The 17,361-nt window shown below is 44.5% G+C and carries 15 protein-coding genes and 1 pseudogene; 2 read left to right on the top strand and 14 right to left on the bottom strand.

Annotated features, from left to right (window positions below; all coding sequences use genetic code 11):
• Positions 1-8: 8 nt before the first annotated feature.
• The 13 genes and pseudogenes from MHN02_RS10370 to MHN02_RS10310 all read right to left on the bottom strand — a co-directional run bounded on the left by MHN02_RS10370 (position 9) and on the right by MHN02_RS10310 (position 12,356).
• The gene (locus tag MHN02_RS10370; RefSeq protein ID WP_239245954.1) at positions 9-650 is read right to left on the bottom strand and encodes a hypothetical protein; all 642 of its coding nucleotides are present in this window, start codon (positions 648-650) and stop codon (positions 9-11) included.
• Position 651: 1 nt separating this feature from the next.
• Entirely contained in the window at positions 652-1,347 is a 696-nt protein-coding gene (locus MHN02_RS10365) for a hypothetical protein (RefSeq protein WP_239245951.1), read from the bottom strand.
• A 473-nt stretch (positions 1,348-1,820) separates the two neighbouring features.
• A pseudogene (locus tag MHN02_RS10360) lies at positions 1,821-2,270 on the bottom strand (RHS repeat-associated core domain-containing protein); the annotation flags it as partial.
• 277 nt (positions 2,271-2,547) lie between these two features.
• A complete protein-coding gene (gene nqrM, locus MHN02_RS10355) occupies positions 2,548-2,781 on the bottom strand; it encodes a (Na+)-NQR maturation NqrM (protein WP_239245945.1) in 234 nt (77 codons plus the stop codon).
• 9 nt (positions 2,782-2,790) lie between these two features.
• Entirely contained in the window at positions 2,791-3,816 is a 1,026-nt protein-coding gene (locus MHN02_RS10350) for an FAD:protein FMN transferase (RefSeq protein ID WP_014950792.1), read from the bottom strand.
• A gap of 120 nt (positions 3,817-3,936) precedes the next feature.
• Positions 3,937-5,169, bottom strand: coding sequence for an NADH:ubiquinone reductase (Na(+)-transporting) subunit F (gene nqrF, locus MHN02_RS10345; RefSeq protein WP_014950793.1), 1,233 nt, complete (start codon positions 5,167-5,169; stop codon positions 3,937-3,939).
• 20 nt (positions 5,170-5,189) lie between these two features.
• A complete protein-coding gene (nqrE, locus tag MHN02_RS10340) occupies positions 5,190-5,798 on the bottom strand; it encodes an NADH:ubiquinone reductase (Na(+)-transporting) subunit E (protein ID WP_014950794.1) in 609 nt (202 codons plus the stop codon).
• Between the two features lie 3 nt (positions 5,799-5,801).
• The gene (locus MHN02_RS10335; protein WP_014999629.1) at positions 5,802-6,434 is read right to left on the bottom strand and encodes an NADH:ubiquinone reductase (Na(+)-transporting) subunit D; all 633 of its coding nucleotides are present in this window, start codon (positions 6,432-6,434) and stop codon (positions 5,802-5,804) included.
• Positions 6,435-6,444: 10 nt separating this feature from the next.
• Complete coding sequence (locus MHN02_RS10330) at positions 6,445-7,209, bottom strand: Na(+)-translocating NADH-quinone reductase subunit C (protein WP_014977464.1); 765 nt, start codon at positions 7,207-7,209, stop codon at positions 6,445-6,447.
• Positions 7,199-8,401, bottom strand: coding sequence for an NADH:ubiquinone reductase (Na(+)-transporting) subunit B (locus MHN02_RS10325; RefSeq protein ID WP_014950797.1), 1,203 nt, complete (start codon positions 8,399-8,401; stop codon positions 7,199-7,201). The genes MHN02_RS10330 and MHN02_RS10325 overlap by 11 nt, the downstream gene beginning before the upstream one ends.
• 3 nt (positions 8,402-8,404) lie before the next feature.
• Positions 8,405-9,745 carry a Na(+)-translocating NADH-quinone reductase subunit A gene (locus MHN02_RS10320; protein WP_239245942.1) on the bottom strand — a complete coding sequence of 447 codons (1,341 nt, stop codon included), beginning with the start codon at positions 9,743-9,745 and terminating at the stop codon, positions 8,405-8,407.
• Positions 9,746-10,257: 512 nt separating this feature from the next.
• A complete protein-coding gene (gene fabV, locus MHN02_RS10315) occupies positions 10,258-11,436 on the bottom strand; it encodes an enoyl-ACP reductase FabV (RefSeq protein WP_239245939.1) in 1,179 nt (392 codons plus the stop codon).
• 299 nt (positions 11,437-11,735) lie between these two features.
• Positions 11,736-12,356, bottom strand: a complete 621-nt coding sequence (locus tag MHN02_RS10310) for an FKBP-type peptidyl-prolyl cis-trans isomerase (protein WP_014950800.1) — start codon at positions 12,354-12,356, stop codon at positions 11,736-11,738.
• Positions 12,357-12,589: 233 nt separating this feature from the next.
• Between MHN02_RS10310 and ppc the strand changes: the two genes are divergently transcribed.
• Complete coding sequence (gene ppc / locus MHN02_RS10305; protein ID WP_239245936.1) at positions 12,590-15,211, top strand: phosphoenolpyruvate carboxylase; 2,622 nt, start codon at positions 12,590-12,592, stop codon at positions 15,209-15,211.
• 63 nt (positions 15,212-15,274) lie between these two features.
• Here the strand turns inward: ppc and MHN02_RS10300 are convergent, their stop codons facing one another.
• On the bottom strand, positions 15,275-16,306 hold the full coding sequence (locus MHN02_RS10300; RefSeq protein ID WP_239245933.1) for an alpha/beta fold hydrolase: 1,032 nt from the start codon (positions 16,304-16,306) through the stop codon (positions 15,275-15,277).
• A 131-nt stretch (positions 16,307-16,437) separates the two neighbouring features.
• Between MHN02_RS10300 and MHN02_RS10295 the strand changes: the two genes are divergently transcribed.
• Positions 16,438-17,244 (top strand): hypothetical protein, encoded by an 807-nt coding sequence (locus MHN02_RS10295; protein WP_239245931.1) that lies wholly within the window; start codon positions 16,438-16,440, stop codon positions 17,242-17,244.
• Positions 17,245-17,361 lie beyond the last annotated feature (117 nt).

The following is a 17,361-nucleotide window of genomic DNA, read 5'->3' as shown; positions in this document are numbered from 1 at the left end:
CGCTCGATTCATCTTGCTAGACGCTGCATGAGTTCTTTAAACGTTAGAGCTTCAGCTCCCAGAGATTCTGCGGCTGCTTCGGCTTGCGGAGTTATCGAACCATAGCTTGTCGATTTAACGACAATATCAAAGTCACCAATACGAGTCCTTGAATTTCGCACATCCTCAGCACTCATGTTATAAGCGTCAATTACTGCGATAGTGAGACTAGTTCCACTAACACGGTCAACCCGAAAAACAGAATCATAGACGTACGAAATACTCATCACATTACTGTGTTGTTGCATGGCGTTTATGAAAAAAACCATATTTTTATCACGAAAGGAGCCGGCATCACTTGTTCTTGCAGCTCTGTCTATATCTCCAAAAGTTCCAAATGCAGCACTTTGAGCATGAATAGCATCAATAGCCATTCCATCCCACAATACGCGTGATGGGATATTCACAACAAGTTGAGGACTGTCGTCGGCTTCGAACAATGGAAGTACATCCGTATCCTTAATAACACCTTTAACGCCAATAACTGCTACGTTAAATGTGTAACCATGCTCATCTTCTATAACAAGAAAGTTTTCAGCAGTTCTACCAACAACTTTTAAATTATCGTCATCAGCAAACTTACTTTCTACCCAATCGATTACTTTGGTCATACTAATCCTTATATATGTCTGCCATCTCGACAGGAAAACGAGATGAGTCTTGCCTGATGTCTTCGATATGAAAAGCTTCAAGGTCATCTATATGCTGTCGAAATCGTTCTTTCGTTATCTTTTCGCTGTCCAATAGTAAATGGCGATTGGCATCGACAAACGATAGAATTTTTCGGTTGTTAGGAATAATGATTGTAATTACCTTTCGCTTCCACTGCTCTGCTGCACCGCTCTCCGGATTCTGTGCTTCTTCTATGTGAGGGCCGTACAATTCAAAAACAGTCCTATTTTCAATAAGAAGAGGCTCAACGACATCTCGAACGGATTCCCTATCATCAAGCTTCTGAATGCCGAATAGATCTAGCAATTTTTGCTCATGCTCTCGTTTCCAACGCTTCATCATTGAATCAGGGAAAGCATCTGAAGCCTTATCAACCATGGTGTGGCAGTTGGCGCACAAAACGATTAGATTTTCAAAAGCTCCCCTTTCTTCTTCACTTAGCTCTGGGTTTGGCCTAGGACCATCATCTTGAGCAGCAAAAACGTGAGCCAACTCAGCTATGAGAAAGCGTTTCCCTTCCGCCTCATTGAATAGTTTTTCTGAGCAAGCTGGGTTTTGGCAATATCCAGCAGAAGATGCGAAGAGCCTTCTTTGAGTATGTGCATTGGGGGAAGCTTTTCCTCTAGCATTAGCCATAATTATTTCCTTATTGGCTTATGAATTATTTTCCAAAAATATCATGTAGTTAAACATTGACTCAACATAATTCACCTAAACAACTTGCCAGAAAAATTAAAGCCCCGCGAGTGCGAGGCTTTGGGTTCAATTGTAGTTTTTTGCTTAGAGCCTGTGCAATTAAAATTCAGATGGCCGCTCTTTCCTCGCTTTCCATACGGATAGCCCCAATATTAAACAACCAAACAGTAGTAAATACATTGTTGAATCTGAGCTTTTTTCGAAGGTCATCAGTTTCGAGTTCAACCATGTAGGAAAAAATATTGCGAGTTGTATCTCGATACAAACAAACAATGCGAATAGTGCATAGCTCACTATATTCTTTTTAAATTTACTGGTTGTACGTAAATTTTGCTTTTGTAAATAGAAATAGTATTTCACTCCAAATATGCAAACAAAAATATACGTAATAATTAAGTCCCCAAAATATAGCATTACAGTTTCTCTTCAATTTTTTCTTTTATCACTGGAGCTGCTTTTTCGGATGTGCCAATAATCGCACCCTCAACAATCGTCCCCGCGGTTGTTCCAGCGGCAGTTGTTGTAGCATCCACATTAACATCATCTAAAGTAACGTTTTCGATACCTTTTTCCATTGCAGCAGTAGCTGTAGAACCTAATTCTTGCCCTGTTGCACTAGCTGCCATACCTGCAGCAGCCATACCCGCAACATGCGATGTTTGCGGGGCAACAAACCCAATAGCACCACCAGCGGCAGCCCCAGATAAAGTTCCAACTAATTTATTCTTAAAGCCATGAACGGGATTACCACGAGCCATGTGTCCCATAGCGTCTACAGGATCATTCGAATAAAAACGACCTATGACTGGATCATAGTATCGTGCCTGCATATAAACTAAGCTAGTATTACTGTCTTTGATATGACCCGTATGGCCTGGTCAATCATCAATATGGATTAGCTGTCCTGCAAAGTTATACACCTTATAAAGTGTTTTAACTGCAACTGTAGCTTTTACTCGCTGAGTAAACTAATGTTGAATCACCTGACAGACATAAAAAAAGCGCCGTGTGAGCGAATTTATCGAAACGACGTCAATAGAGCTCAATATTAAAGAACGTGATAGATATACCCACAAAAAAAGCGCTGTCGATTAGTATCAAACAGCGCTTTTAAACCTTAAACCAACGATGGGTTAAGCATTACAAAATTTGGTTCTGCTTCCACTCGTTTAGTTTTTTCTGGCGGGCTTCTTCTTTTTCCATGCGCGACTTTTTACGGTCACACGGTTCTGGACAGTTACAGGCTTTTTCAATACCTAGTGCACCTAAGCCACCACAGCTTCCAGAGATTGATTTTTTCTGAAAAAGGTAACCTACGGCCATAGCCAGTACCATTGTTAGAAAGAAACCAAAAGCAAGAATGAATGTAGACATTGCTACCCCCTAATTATGAACTGTGACCAGTTTATCAAATTCTGGCGATGCATACTCTTCAAATCCGTCTTCTGTGCGACGAATGAGGAATACAGCGAGTTGTTCTTGCTCAGCAACCGCTATCGCTTGTTCCCATCCCATTACATTAAACGCCGTAGCCAAACCATCAGACGTCATTGAAGAAGGATGAATTACCGTAACCGAAACCAGGTTATGTGAGATAGGTTTGCCCGTTGTGGGGTCGATTAGATGCGAATAACGAACGCCGTCTTCTTCGTAATAGTTGCGATAGTCACCTGATGTAGCAACCGCGTTTTCTCCTATTGAGACAACTTTTTGAACAGCACGTTCAGTGGTGACTGGCTTTTCAATGGCAATCAGCCACTCACTGCCGTCGCCTCGTTCACCTTTCACACGCATTTCACCACCTATTTCTACAAGGTAGTTTTCAATGTTGTGGTTTTCAAGGATCTCCGCCACTTCATCAACGCCAAAGCCTTTTGCAATAGTCGACAGGTCGACATAAAGCATTGGGTGACTTTTCTTTAAGCCAGTAGGCGTGGTTGACAGCTTCTTATAACCCACATATTCGCGAATATCGTCGATGTCTGTCTGGCTTGGTACTTTTTCAGGGCGCTTAGTTGGGCCAAACCCCCATAAATTAACCAATGGACCAACGGTAACATCAAGTACTCCGCCACTAAGGTTAGCCAAGCGTAGTGCCTCGTTAACCACGGTTAGCGTATCTGGCGATACGGCGAAATTGTCGGTGTAGCGATATTGATTGAACCTTGATAGTTCTGACGTTGGGTCGTAAGTAGACATCATCTTGTTAACTTCAACAAGACGGGCATCTATTTCAGCTTGTAAGCCTTCTACCGGTGTCTCCGCTACAAGGTACTTAACGTTGTAGGTTGTGCCCATTGTCTGCCCTTGCAGGTGTACTACAGGCGTTTTTTCGTCGCTACAGCTTGCGAGAAGTAGAATACCTACCGCAACAAAGGCGAGGAAAATTCGAATAGCAAATCGAATCACGATGTTGTCCTTAGCTAATATGCACATTATTCAATCGCTATTATGTGCATTCTGCGTTTTGCTTCAACGAAAAAGGGGCTTACGCCCCTTTTAGTATGCTTGAGTTTTTAAGCGAGTAGCTTAGCCACCGAAGTCATCTAGCATGATGTTTTCGTCCTCAACACCTAAATCTTTAAGCATGTTGATTACGGCCGCGTTCATCATAGGTGGTCCACACATGTAGAACTCACAGTCTTCTGGTGCAGGGTGATCTTTCAAGTAGTTCTCAAGAAGTACTTGGTGGATAAACCCAGTGTAACCTTCCCAGTTGTCCTCTGGCTGAGGATCAGAAAGTGCTACATGCCACTCGAAGTTATCGTTTTCTGCTGCTAGCTCGTCGAAGTCTTCTGTATAGAACATTTCACGAAGTGAACGTGCACCGTACCAGAAGCTCATCTTACGCTTAGACTTAAGGCGACGAAGCTGATCGAAGATGTGAGAACGCATTGGGGCCATACCTGCACCACCACCTACGAATACCATTTCGTTTTCAGTTTCTTTCGCGAAGAATTCACCGAATGGACCAGAGATAGTCGCTTTGTCACCTTCTTTCAGGCTCCAAATGTACGATGACATTTTACCAGCAGGTAGGCTTAGGTTATTAGGTGGCGGCGTAGCGATACGCACGTTCAACATAATAATGCCTTCTTCTTCTGGGTAGTTCGCCATTGAGTAAGCACGAATAGTCTCTTCGTCTACTTTAGACTCGATGTCGAAGAAGCCAAAACGCTCCCAGTCACCGCGGTATTCTTCAGGAATATCGAACTCTTTGTACTTAACGTGGTGCGCTGGCGCTTCAATCTGAATATAACCACCTGCACGGAAAGGTACACTTTCACCGTTTGGAATTTTAAGCTTAAGTTCTTTGATAAAGGTTGCTTTGTTATCGTTAGAGATAACTTCACAATCCCACTTCTTAACACCAAATACCGACTCTTCCAGCTCAATTTCCATGTCTTGCTTAATAGCAACCTGACATGAAAGACGGCAGCCTTCGCGCGCTTCACCTTTAGTGATGTGGTCTAGTTCAGTTGGAAGAATTTCACCACCACCTGAGTGTACATCTACACGACACTGACCACATGAGCCACCGCCACCACAAGCAGAAGATACGAAGTAACCTGCGTCAGCTAGTGCACCAAGAAGTTTGCCACCCGGTGCAGTTTTGATTGCCTTGTCTGGGTCACCATTGATAGTGATAGTTACATCACCACTTGGTACCAATTTAGACTTGGCAAACATAATGATAAATACTAGCGCCAATACGATGGCAATAAACATGCCGACGCCAAGAAATATTTCTACGTTATTCATTTATATGCTCCCGAGCTCTATTACAGCTGAATACCAGTGAATGACTGGAAGCCAAGTGCCATTAGGCCAGCGATCATGAATACAGAACCAAGACCACGAACACCATCAGGCATATCAGCATACTTCAGCTTTTCACGTACTGCCGCTAGCAATACAATTGCTAGTGCCCAGCCCATACCACTACCAACGCCGTAAACGATGCTTTCAGTGAAGTTGTATTCACGCTGTACCGCAAACGCCACACCACCGAAGATTGCACAGTTAACGGTAATTAGCGGAAGGAAGATACCTAGTGCGTTGTAAAGCGCAGGGAAGAACTTGTCTAAGCTCATCTCTAGAATCTGTACCAACGCCGCGATAACACCGATAAACGTTAGGAAGTTAAGGAAGCTTAGGTCAGCTTCTGGGAAACCTGCCCATGCTAGTGCGCCTGGAGCAAGAATGTTTACATAAATAACTTGGTTAACGGGTACAGAGATACCTAGTACCACGATAACTGCAACACCAAGACCCATAGCAGTCTTAACTTTCTTAGATACCGCTAGGAATGTACACATACCTAAGAAAAGTGATAACGCCATGTTCTCAACGAAAATTGAGCGAACAAATAACGACAAATAATGTTCCATGACTTACTCCTTAGGCTCTACTTGCTCTGGACGGATAGTACGGATAAACCAAATCATACCGCCGATTAAGAAGAATGAGCTGAATGGTAGGATCAACAAACCGTTACCCTGATACCAGCCACCGTTTTGAACCAGTGGAAGGATTTCGAAACCTAAAATAGTACCGAAACCAAATAGCTCTTTAATTGTACCAATTACAACTAGAATGAAAGAGTAACCCAAGCCGTTACCGATACCATCAAGGAAGCTCATTAGAGGTGGGCTCTTCATGGCGTAAGCTTCAGCACGACCCATTACGATACAGTTTGTAATGATAAGACCAACGAATACCGACAGCTGCTTCGATATTTCATACGAATACGCTTTCAGGATTTGGTCAACAACGATTACCAACGACGCAATGATAGTCATCTGGATAATAATTCGAACGCTAGATGGGATCTGGTTACGAATTAGTGAAATAAACAAGTTTGAGAACGCTACAACGCTTGTAAGCGCAAGCGACATTACCAATGCTGTTTCCAGCTTAGTGGTAATTGCCAGTGCTGAACAGATACCCAATACCTGTAGGGCGATCGGGTTGTTGTCCAGGATTGGCCCAAAGAGGGCCTTTTTCATTTCTTTAGTATCTGCCATGAGACTTCCCTTATGAACGCCATGCTTGGTTCTTCAGGAACTGGCCGAAGCCTTGCTCGCCTACCCAGTAACGAATAGTGTTTTCAACACCGTTGCTGGTTAGGGTTGCACCTGAAAGCGCATCGATAGTGTGAGGATTGCTAGGGTTAGCATTTTTCACTACGCGAATAGCAACTTCGCCATTCTCGTAAAGCTCTTTGCCGTCCCATTTGTCCTGCCATGCAGGGTTTTGCACTTCACCACCTAGTCCTGGCGTTTCTTTTTGCTGATAGTAAATAAGCTCACGAACCGTTTGGCCGTCTGCGTCTACCGCTAAGAAACCGTACATAAGATCCCAAAGGCCGCTGCCGTGCACAGGAAGGATGATACGAGATACATCACCTGCGTCGTCGCGAACTAAGTAAACACTTGCCACGTTAGGGCGGCGTTGAAAACCAACATTGCTGTTAGTCACCTTAGTGCTGTACTCAGTTTCTTTGGCTGCTTTATACATATCGTAATCTGGCTTAGGCGCTTCTACGAAAGTACCTTCGTCAAGATTTACATAACGCTGCTCTACTCGCTCGCTGTACGTGCTTTCAATTGCGCTATTGCTCATGCCCATTTCATAAAGGCCTGCAGCATTAAGAATGTTGCTCTTTTTATCTAGAGCTGCGTTTGTTTGTTGTAGAGAGCGAAGGCCAACAGCCGCGCCAGAAACAACAATTGAACAAACTAAACATACGGCAACAACAATACCTACCGTTTTGCCTAAAGATTCTTTCTTAGCCGACACGTGCTACCCTCCGCTTGATATTGCTTTGTGCGACGAAATAGTCGAACAGTGGCGCCCACAAGTTAGCAAATAGAATTGCTAGCATTACACCTTCAGGGAAGGCTGGGTTTAGGACGCGGATTAGTACCGTCATGAAACCAATGAAGATACCGTAAGCCCACTTACCTTGGTTTGTGAACGACGCAGAAACTGGGTCTGTCGCCATAAAGAACATACCAAAAGCAAGACCACCAACAACAAAGTGCCAATGAGCAGGCATTGCAAACATAGGGTTCGTATCGCTGCCGATTAGGTTTAGCAAGGTTGCGAAGAACGCCACACCAATTGCTACACCAGCAACAATGCGCCAGCTTGCTATACGCATGTACATGATGAACAAGCCACCAAGAATAATAGCAAGGGTAGACACCTCACCCGCTGAACCTGAGATAGTACCGATGAAGCTGTTCATCCACTGATCCATGTTCGCGTAATCAAGGTTGCCAGAAGCCGCTTGGCTTAGAGACGTTGCACCAGAATAGCCATCTGCCGCTACCCATACTTGGTCACCTGAAATTTGTGCAGGATACGCAAAGTAAAGGAATGCACGACCAGATAGTGCTGGGTTAAGGAAGTTACGACCTGTACCACCGAATACTTCTTTAGCAATTACAACACCGAAGGTAATACCTAGTGCAACTTGCCATAGAGGAATAGTAGCTGGAAGTGTTAGTGCGAACAGTACCGATGTTACGAAGAAACCTTCGTTAACTTCGTGCTTGCGCACAGACGCGAATAATACTTCCCAGAAACCACCTACCGCGAACGTTACCGCGTAGATTGGCAACCAGAAACATGCGCCATAGAAGAATAGACCTAGTGTACCCGCATTTGCCAAGTCACCGCCAAGGGCAGCGAATAGACCTGCTTGCCACGTATCAGGTAGTGTTCCTGCACCAGCAGCAATTGCTTCTTGCGCTTGGAAACCAATGTTATACATACCAAAGAACATAGCTGGGAATGTTGCCATCCATACCATGATCATGATGCGCTTGAGGTCAATGCTGTCACGCACGTGCGTGTTAGCTTTATTTACTTTACCTGGGGTGTAGAAAATGGTCGCCGCAGCTTCGTAAAGCGCATACCACTTTTCATGCTTACCACCTGGTTCGAAGTTTGGTTCGATCTTTTCTAAATACGCTTTTAAACCCATGACTTAACCCTCTTTCTCTATCGTGGTCAAACAGTCGCGTAAGATAGGAGCGTAGTTGTATTTGCCAGGGCATACATAAGTACACAATGCCAAATCTTCTTCGTCCAACTCTAAGCAACCCAACGTCTGAGCACCGTCAGTATCACCAGAAATCAGGTCCCTAAGCAGAAGTGTAGGAATGATATCTAGGGGCATAACGCGTTCGTAATTACCAATTGGAACCATAGAACGTTCAGAACCATTGGTAGTTGTTGTCATATCAAATTTCTTGCCGCCACTTAGGTGACCTAAGTAAGCACGAGTCACTGAGTGTTGGTTTGAACCAGGTAGGATCCAACCGAACAATTTCTTCTCGCGACCTTCTTTTAGTAGTGAAACTTGGGTGTGGAAACGACCAAGGAAGCCGTGAACGCCCATCGCTGTTGTACCGCTAAGCACAGAACCAGAGATAACACGTACTTCACCGTCTACTTGCTCGTTAGCAGTAAGTTCGGTCAAGTCTGCGCCCATTACGGTGCGCACTAGGCGTGGGTTGGTTGCTGCAGGACCTGCAAGTGAAATAACACGACGGTTATCTAGCTCGCCAGAGATCAGCAATGCACCAATTGCCATTACGTCTTGGTAGTTGATGTGCCAAACCGTTTTGTTCATGCCAGCAGAATCAAGGAAGTGGATGTGAGTACCCGGTAGGCCCGCAGGGTGAGGACCGCCAAATTCTTCAACATCAACTGCCGCATCGCCAGTAGCAACAGAAGCACCTGCCGCTTTACAAACGTAAGTCTTGCCGCCGCTCAATTGCGTTAATGCTTTAAGACCATTTACGAAATCGTCTTGGCGCTCAGCAATAATCACTGCAGGATCTGCTGCTAGTGGATTGGTATCCATTGCTGTAACGAAAATTGAACTTGGAACAGAGTCTAGCTTAGGAGATTTGCTAAATGGACGTGTACGGAACGCTGTCCACATACCTGACTCTACAAGGATTGACTGAAGCTGCTCGCGTGAAGCGCTCGCGATCTGGTCAGCTGCAATTTTATCAAAAGTTACAGCATCGCTGCCGTTCACTTTGATAACTACAGACTGAAGAACACGTTTTGCACCACGGTTAACCTCTACCACTTCACCCGCTGCTGGGGCAGTGAATTTAACGCCAGGGTTCTTTTTGTCTTCAAAAAGCACCTGACCTTTCTTCACTACATCGCCAACTTGGACGTGCATGGTAGGGCGCATACCCACATATTCTTCTCCCAGAATGGCAACGCGCGTTGCAGCAGATGCATCAGCAATCTCCTGCTTTGGCGCTCCCTCAATTGGGAGGTCGAGACCTTTCTTGATTTTTATCATATGTAATCGCACTACTCTAATAGAAATACCCTTTTGCATGACCGCAAAAAACCTGCCTATCAGCATGCAAAAGCGCACTATTAACAGGTGTAGAACACCTTTTCGTTGTTGATTGATGGAACTTGCTGCAATTGCTACGGTCAGCCTGTTATGAAGCCGTAACGCATAATTCCTTTTGCGGACGCTTAATTCGCCCTTTCTTTATAGACCACCAGCAGAAATTTACACTTATTATTGTTGTTGTGTAGCTGCAATCGCTACTGCTGTTTTGGTAGAGGCAGAAAAGACCCCTACTTAATTTCGGGATTTTAGCATTAACCCATACGTTTGTGCCACGCTATTTCAAGATAAAGGCAAATTTTTCTACAATTTAATGTAAACCTTTGGTCTTATTCATTTACATTTTGCGAATCCATACGCCGTATCAACTTGTAATCAGGTACAAAAAAGCCGTCAAATCAGACGGCTTTTGCGCATATAAGCATTAGGTTAATTAATGGTAAGTTTAGGTTTTACCAATTAACCATTGGGTCAACTTCACTGTCGTAATCAACACTTGAAATATCAAAACCGAACAGTTTTAAGAACTCATGGTTGTAACCTTTGTAGTCACTTAAGTCATGAAAGTTCTCTTGTGTCACTTGATCCCATAGCGCCTTAATTTTTGCCTGTGTTGCGTCGTTAGTTTCTTTGCCATCCATGCGATAGCGATTTGCTTCATCTAACGTTGGTGTATTGCCGAACAAGCATTGTGTGAACAAGCCATGAATCTGCTCAATACACCCTTCGTGGGTGCCTTCCTCTTTCATCACTTTATAAATAAGTGAAATATACAAAGGCATAACAGGAATGGCTGAGCTTGCCTGCGTTACCAGTGCTTTCAACGAGCTCACATTGGCTTGCACAAGCAAATCACTGTTTTTACCAATAATGGCTGCGGCAGCGCGATCTAGGTCTTCTTTCGCTTTACCAATCGTCGCTTGACCATAAATAGGCCATGTTAGTTCTTTACCGATATAGGTATATGCGGTGGTTTTACAGCCTTCAGCAAGCACATCGGCTTCACGTAAAAAGTCCATCCAACGTTCCCAATCTTCACCGCCCATCACTTTGATGGTGTTAAGGATTTCTTCGTCGTTGGCTGGCTCTAGCGATACTTCATGCACTTTGTCTTTATCAGTATCGTAGGTTTTCGTAGTGTACGCCTGCCCTACAGGCTTAAGCGTAGATTTATACGTTACGCCTGTTTCTGGGTCGGTTCTACGCGGGGATGCAAGGCTATAAATGACCAAATCAACCTTGCCCATTTCAGCTTTGATTTTTTCGATGGTTTCATTTTTGATTTCATCGGAAAACGCATCGCCATTAATAGTTTCTGCATACAAGCCTTTTGCTTTGGCTTTTTCGTGGAATGCAGCGGTGTTGTACCAACCGGCAGTACCCGTTTTACGTTCCGTTGGTGCTTTTTCAAAACACACACCCAGCGTTTTAGCGCCATAGCCGAACGCAGAAGTAATGCGTGATGCTAGGCCGTATCCCGTAGAGCTACCAATAACCAATACATTTTTAGGGCCTTCGCCTAAGTCGCCTTTTGCTTCTACATGAGCAATTTGTTCGTCAACCGCCGTTGCACAGCCAACAGGGTGCGCGTTTGTACAAATGAAGCCTCTCACTTTAGGCTTGATAACCATAATAATTTTCCTTATTTGAGCGTGGGGCTATTGTAATGCCGAAGCCACTGATAACAACTCGGAGCAGATGAAACCTAGCATATCGCAAACGCAAGGCGACACCAATGAAACAACGTGCCAAATTTAGGTTTGCTTTGTATTTACGAGAAAAGACAGAGAAGAAAAGAGATAGGAAAAAGAAACATTAGGCCATATCGCTAAATTTAACGAAGTGCGGGCTAGTTTTTAAAACGTTATGAACTATGAATAAGAAAAGATGGAACACAGGTGTACAGAACTGCACACCTGTGAACAACACATTAACCTAGAACGTCTAGAAGCTCTACGTCAAAGATAAGCGTGCTGTATGGTGCAATAGCTGCGCCCGCACCTTGCTCACCGTAAGCAAGATCATGTGGCACGTATAAACGGTACTTAGCACCTACTTTCATAAGTTGAAGTGCTTCAGTCCAACCTTTAATTACGCCGCCTACAGGGAATTCAGCTGGCTGGCCGCGCTCGTAAGAGCTGTCAAAAGTGGTACCGTTAATAAGTGTACCGTGGTAGTGAACACGTACAGTGCTAGCCGCAACTGGTGTTTCACCGTCACCTTCAGCGATAACTTCATACTGAAGACCAGATTCAGTAACGGTTACTTCGTCACGCTTCGCATTTTCTTCAAGGTACTTTGTGCCTTCTTCAATAACCGCTTTGCTAGCTTCTTCTTTAGCCGCTTGCATACGCTTGTGAATTTCGCCGAACGCATCACGTAGTGTGTCGTTATCAACCTGAGGCGCTTGACCTGCGAAGGCGTCTTTTAGGCCAGCTACAACAGCGTCAATCGCTAGTCCGTCAAACGGATTTGATTGTAATTGTTGACCCATTTGAAAACCAATGCCGTAACTTGCTTGGGTTTCTACTGTATTGAATGTATCAGTCACAAGAACTCCTGAAATTAAATTACAAATGCAGTACAAATTTCAAACAAAACGCATAACGCGAGAATGTTTCTGCATTTTCCGGTGCAAGAGTGTATCACACCACAAAATATCTTGCTTTGAGCAATGTGAACTAGGGTGCAAAAGTATCAAAATGTTGTAAATTATAACCGAAAGTGGTTAGACAAGTCGCAAAGGACACAGTATGGTTAAGGCCATATATTTAGGAGGATAGCATGCAAACACACTACGATGCTGAACTGAAAGATACCGTTCGATACCTAGGTAAAACCTTAGGTGAAACAATCAAAAATCAATTGGGTCAAGAGTGGCTAAACCGTATTGAAAAGATTCGTAAAGGCGGCCGAGCTTCTTATCAGGGAGACGCTACATGTAGCGAAGAACTGAAAGAAACTTTCAAAACAATGTCTGACAGCGATTTGCTTACTGTTGGCCGTGCATTCGCACAATTCTTGAATTTGGGCAACATCGCTGAGCAAGAATACAATGCAGCAATGAATGTTGATGCGTCTATTGATGCACTATTTAAACACCTAGATAAAGCTGAATTAACAGCTGAAAAAGTGCAGGATGCGGTTGCAAAACTGAACATCGATCTTGTACTGACCGCGCACCCAACTGAGGTTACGCGCCGTACACTTATTCACAAACATAAAGAATTGGCGAACTGCCTTCAGGCTATTCACCAAGAGTCGCTTAATGATGTTGAGCGTAAGAAAATTGAAACCCGCATTGCTGACCTTATTGCACAGGCTTGGCACACTGAAGAAATTCGTTCAGTACGTCCAACACCTGTTGATGAGGCACGCTGGGGCTTCTCTGTTATTGAAAACTCATTATGGGAAGCAGTGCCAGACTTTATGCGCGAGCTTGATGGTCGCCTAAATGAAGATTACGAAGTATCACTGCCACTAGATTCGTCTCCCGTTCAGTTTAGCTCTTGGATGGGCGGCGACAGAGACGGCAACCCATTTGTAACGTCAAAAGTGACTGAGCAAGTATTATTACTTGCTAGAAAACGTGCGGCCAAGCTTTTCGCGATTGATCTTGACCGCTTGCAAGTTGAGCTTTCAATGTACGACTGCAACGACGCGTTACGCGAAAAAGTCGGCGACGCCAACGAGCCATACCGCGCCCTTCTTCGTCCACTTGTTGACAAGTTCATCGCAACCCGCGATGGCATTAGCGACTACTTAGCAGGTAAAAACCCGGATACTTCAAACTGGGTTGAAAGTGATGATGAGCTAATTGAACCACTGATGCTTTGCTACCAGTCACTGTTAGACTGCGGAATGCAAGTTGTAGCAAACGGTCTGCTACTGGACACTATTCGTCGTGCACGTGTATTTGGCATTCACCTTCTGCGCCTTGACGTGCGTCAGGACTCTGAGCGTCATGCAGACGTTTTCAGCGAACTAACACGCTATCTTGGTCTTGGTGATTATGCTCAATGGAGCGAAGCCGACAAGCAAGCGTTCTTATTGCGCGAGCTTGGCTCAAAACGCCCGCTATTCCCTGCTCAATGGGATGCGTCTGATGACGTGAAAGAAGTGCTTGATACCTGTAAGGTAATTGCGAAGCACAGCAAACACGGCTTTGGTATCTATATTATCTCTATGGCCAGTGAGCCATCGGACGTTATGGCGGTTCAGTTGCTACTTCAAGAAAGTGGTGTAGATTGGCCAATGCCAGTGGCGCCATTGTTCGAAACGCTAGACGATTTGAACAACTCGCCTGACGTAATGCGCAAACTTCTGTCTATCGACTGGTATCGCGGTTACGTTAAAGGTCGTCAATTCGTTATGATTGGTTACTCAGATTCAGCCAAAGACGCAGGTGCACTTGCTGCGGGCTGGGCTCAATACCAATCACAAGAAGCCTTGGTTGCGATTGCTGACGAGTTTGACGTAAGCCTGACCCTATTCCACGGCCGTGGCGGTACAATTGGTCGTGGTGGCTTGCCAGCACATGCTGCCATTTACTCTCAGCCTCCTGGCTCGCTAGACGGCGGCTTCCGTGTAACTGAGCAAGGCGAAACTATTCGCTATAAATTCGGTATGCCTAAGCTGGCTAAACGCAGCCTAGGTATTTACGCCAGCGCCATAATTGAAGCCATGTTATTCCCGCCTCCGGCACCAAAAGAAGAATGGCGAGAGCTTATAACTGCAATGGCAGCCCAAGGTCGCGATAACTACCGTGCAACCGTGCGTCACGATAAAGAGTTCGTACCTTACTTCCGTGTTGCAACGCCAGAGCAAGAGTTAGGCAAACTCCCACTAGGTAGTCGCCCAGCGAAGCGTAAGCCACAAGGTGGTATTGAGAGCCTACGTGCGATTCCATGGATATTTGCCTGGGCACAAACTCGTTTGGTACTGCCAAGCTGGTTAGGCGTTATGCGCGCTATCGATAGCGTGAAGACACCGGAAAATGAAAAAGTAGTTAACGAGATGTTCAGCGAATGGCCGTTCTATCGTTCACGTCTTTCAATGCTGGACATGGTGTTCCATAAAGCCGATCCGCGTATCAGTGAAGCTTATGATGAGCGCTTGGTACCCAAAGAGCTCAAACACTTTGGTGAAGCATTGCGTAGCGAGCTTAAAGAAAGCATCTCGTCGCTGTTGGCTATAACCGGTGACGGCGACATCATGAAGAACGACCCGCAGGGTAAAGAGTCTATGGAGATCCGTGCAGGATATCTTCAGCCCCTTCACTACCTGCAAATTGAGCTTCTGGATCGTATTCGTAAAGCCGGTGACGATGCACAAAACACCAGCCTAGAGCGTGCCATGATGGTTACCATCGCGGGTATTGCAATTGGTATGCGTAATACAGGTTAAGTACGCTAACCCTTCAAATCAAAGAGGCCCGCTTCGTATTACGTAGCGGGCTTTTTTATTACGCTACTGAAAGTGCGCCGCTAACCAACTATTGATTTCGCTTTCCACCTCTTCGCGATAGAACGTTAAGCTGTGATCGCCGTTTTCGTAAACAACCAGCTTATGCGAGTGGCTTTTGTCTTTTAGATGCTGTGCCGCCTTGAGCGAATGTGAAACGTCGACGCGCACATCTGCACTTCCGTGCACTAGCAAAATAGGTACATTCGGATTTAGCTCATCAATCCATTTTACCGCTGAGCGTTCATCAAGGGCTTTTGTTTGGTTTTGCTCCATATTCGGAACAAGTTTATTAAGCAGCGCCTGCATGTCTGGACGGCGCGCCACAGTTGTATGTAAATCAGACGGGCCTGCTACAATAACTGCACTAGCAATGTCACTTGTGTTCTTTCGAAGCGCCTGCCAAGTCATCATGCCGCCACGACTTACGCCATATAAAGCAATCTTATTGGTGTCGGCATTAGGTAATTGCTTGGCTATTTCAATCAGTCGCAAAACGTCGTTTACATCGTCGCCGCCAAATTCATCTTTCCCTTGGCTGAATTTAGCACCGCGATAATTACTCGCCAAAACAATATAACCCTGTTCGGCGAGCGGCATTAAACGCTCAACCACCGCTATGCGCGTTACATTATGCTTATGATTACCACCGCGATTATAAATGATCACTGGTAGTTTTTTGTCGCCAACATGCTTTGGTGACACCATAACACCTGAAATCTTTAAACCATCCGATTCGTACTCAATCCATTGCGCACTTGTTGTCTTCATAAGCGCATTGAATTTTTTAGGGTTTACCGCTTTTTGCCATCTATCCACATACACGACTTTTTGGTTATTGCTTTGCGCATGCGCTAACCATGCCTTGTAATCGGTAAAGGGAAGCGCATCGCCTTTGAGCGTTAATGCTTTAGGCAACTGAGCAAACGCAGTGTCTGCCAATGGCGCTGTATTGCTTGTAGCAGCAACAGTATTGGCGTTTATGCATAAACTAAAAAATGTGATGGAAAGTAAACTAGCGCATTTAAAGAAAGTCATAACACATCCTTGTCTAATTCAAAAAAAGAGCTTCAAGCCACTAGTAAATAACGAAAGTATTTGTGACTCAACAAAATACGCATATAGTTAGTAACAAAATTTGTACCCCATACATTTTAAAGGAATAAAAAGTGCGAACATTTTTACTACTAACCTTTTCTACTTTGCTTTCGTTTAATAGGCTCTCTTTCGCTAGCACAATGGAATTACCCCCGGGTTTGTGGGAAGGCATAAGTCAAGATGAAACGACATTTAGGTTGCTTCAAATACAAGAGAGTGGCGAACACAGCTTTTTTGAAATCGCCATTCCAGGAGGCTTCAAAAAAATGCGTCGCACACCGTTCACCAATGACGACATCACTTGCATAGAAAACCGGTGCACAATTAAAACAACGATCGAAGGTGATGTTACACGTACACTTACCCTTTCGCCTCACTTAGATAACGCTTTTAACGTATTAGAGTCGAGCTATAAGGACAAAGAAAGTTATATTTCTCAGACTTATCAAATGGTTAAACAGGAAGCAAAGTCAACGCCGAGAAAGTTTTTAGAAAACCGCAAGCAGATACTATCTAATGCAAAGCAGCATATCGCTAATCATCCTTTTGGCACTTGGATTGGTGTTATGCAGTATTTAGATAGACCCGAATTAGCATTACTCGAATTGTACGAAAGCGAACAAGGCTCACTGCGCGTTTATAGAAAAGGGGAAGACGCATTTAGGGAAGTCCGATCACCATTTACTGCTGAAGATGTAAGCATAGATGCTCGAGTCATCGAAATTGAAGCTTCCCACACAACTTTCGCTTCAAAGATTATCCTATTCGTTCTTACGGACAACATGATTTCCGGCTATACATACGCGTTACACAAAGGCTACCCAGTCGCGATGGGTCCAATAAAGTTGTTTCGAATAGAGCCATTACAGACACAGTAAGTCAATTAGGAAATAGACTTATTGCTAGCTATGGGTGGAATGCTTAATTGGCGATACTTTAATTAATAGGCTCTCCTGTGCCAAGGATGCCGTAGCGAAGCCTACAAAGACGCAACA

Source organism: Alteromonas sp. CNT1-28, assembly GCF_022348345.1.
Taxonomy (GTDB): Bacteria; Pseudomonadota; Gammaproteobacteria; order Enterobacterales; family Alteromonadaceae; genus Alteromonas; species Alteromonas macleodii.
Note: the sequence above shows the minus strand (reverse complement) of the source record. Positions and strands in the feature narration are given on the sequence as shown.

Excerpts from the sequence above, each read along its gene's own strand:
- MHN02_RS10370 (WP_239245954.1), bottom strand. The coding sequence starts at position 650 with ATGACCAAAGTAATCGATTGGGTAGAAAGTAAGTTTGCTGATGACGAT.
- MHN02_RS10365 (WP_239245951.1), bottom strand. The coding sequence starts at position 1,347 with ATGGCTAATGCTAGAGGAAAAGCTTCCCCCAATGCACATACTCAAAGA.
- nqrM (WP_239245945.1), bottom strand. The coding sequence starts at position 2,781 with ATGTCTACATTCATTCTTGCTTTTGGTTTCTTTCTAACAATGGTACTG.
- nqrF (WP_014950793.1), bottom strand. The coding sequence starts at position 5,169 with ATGAATAACGTAGAAATATTTCTTGGCGTCGGCATGTTTATTGCCATC.
- nqrE (WP_014950794.1), bottom strand. The coding sequence starts at position 5,798 with ATGGAACATTATTTGTCGTTATTTGTTCGCTCAATTTTCGTTGAGAAC.
- MHN02_RS10335 (WP_014999629.1), bottom strand. The coding sequence starts at position 6,434 with ATGGCAGATACTAAAGAAATGAAAAAGGCCCTCTTTGGGCCAATCCTG.
- MHN02_RS10325 (WP_014950797.1), bottom strand. The coding sequence starts at position 8,401 with ATGGGTTTAAAAGCGTATTTAGAAAAGATCGAACCAAACTTCGAACCA.
- MHN02_RS10320 (WP_239245942.1), bottom strand. The coding sequence starts at position 9,745 with ATGATAAAAATCAAGAAAGGTCTCGACCTCCCAATTGAGGGAGCGCCA.
- fabV (WP_239245939.1), bottom strand. The coding sequence starts at position 11,436 with ATGGTTATCAAGCCTAAAGTGAGAGGCTTCATTTGTACAAACGCGCAC.
- ppc (WP_239245936.1), top strand. The coding sequence starts at position 12,590 with ATGCAAACACACTACGATGCTGAACTGAAAGATACCGTTCGATACCTA.
- MHN02_RS10300 (WP_239245933.1), bottom strand. The coding sequence starts at position 16,306 with ATGACTTTCTTTAAATGCGCTAGTTTACTTTCCATCACATTTTTTAGT.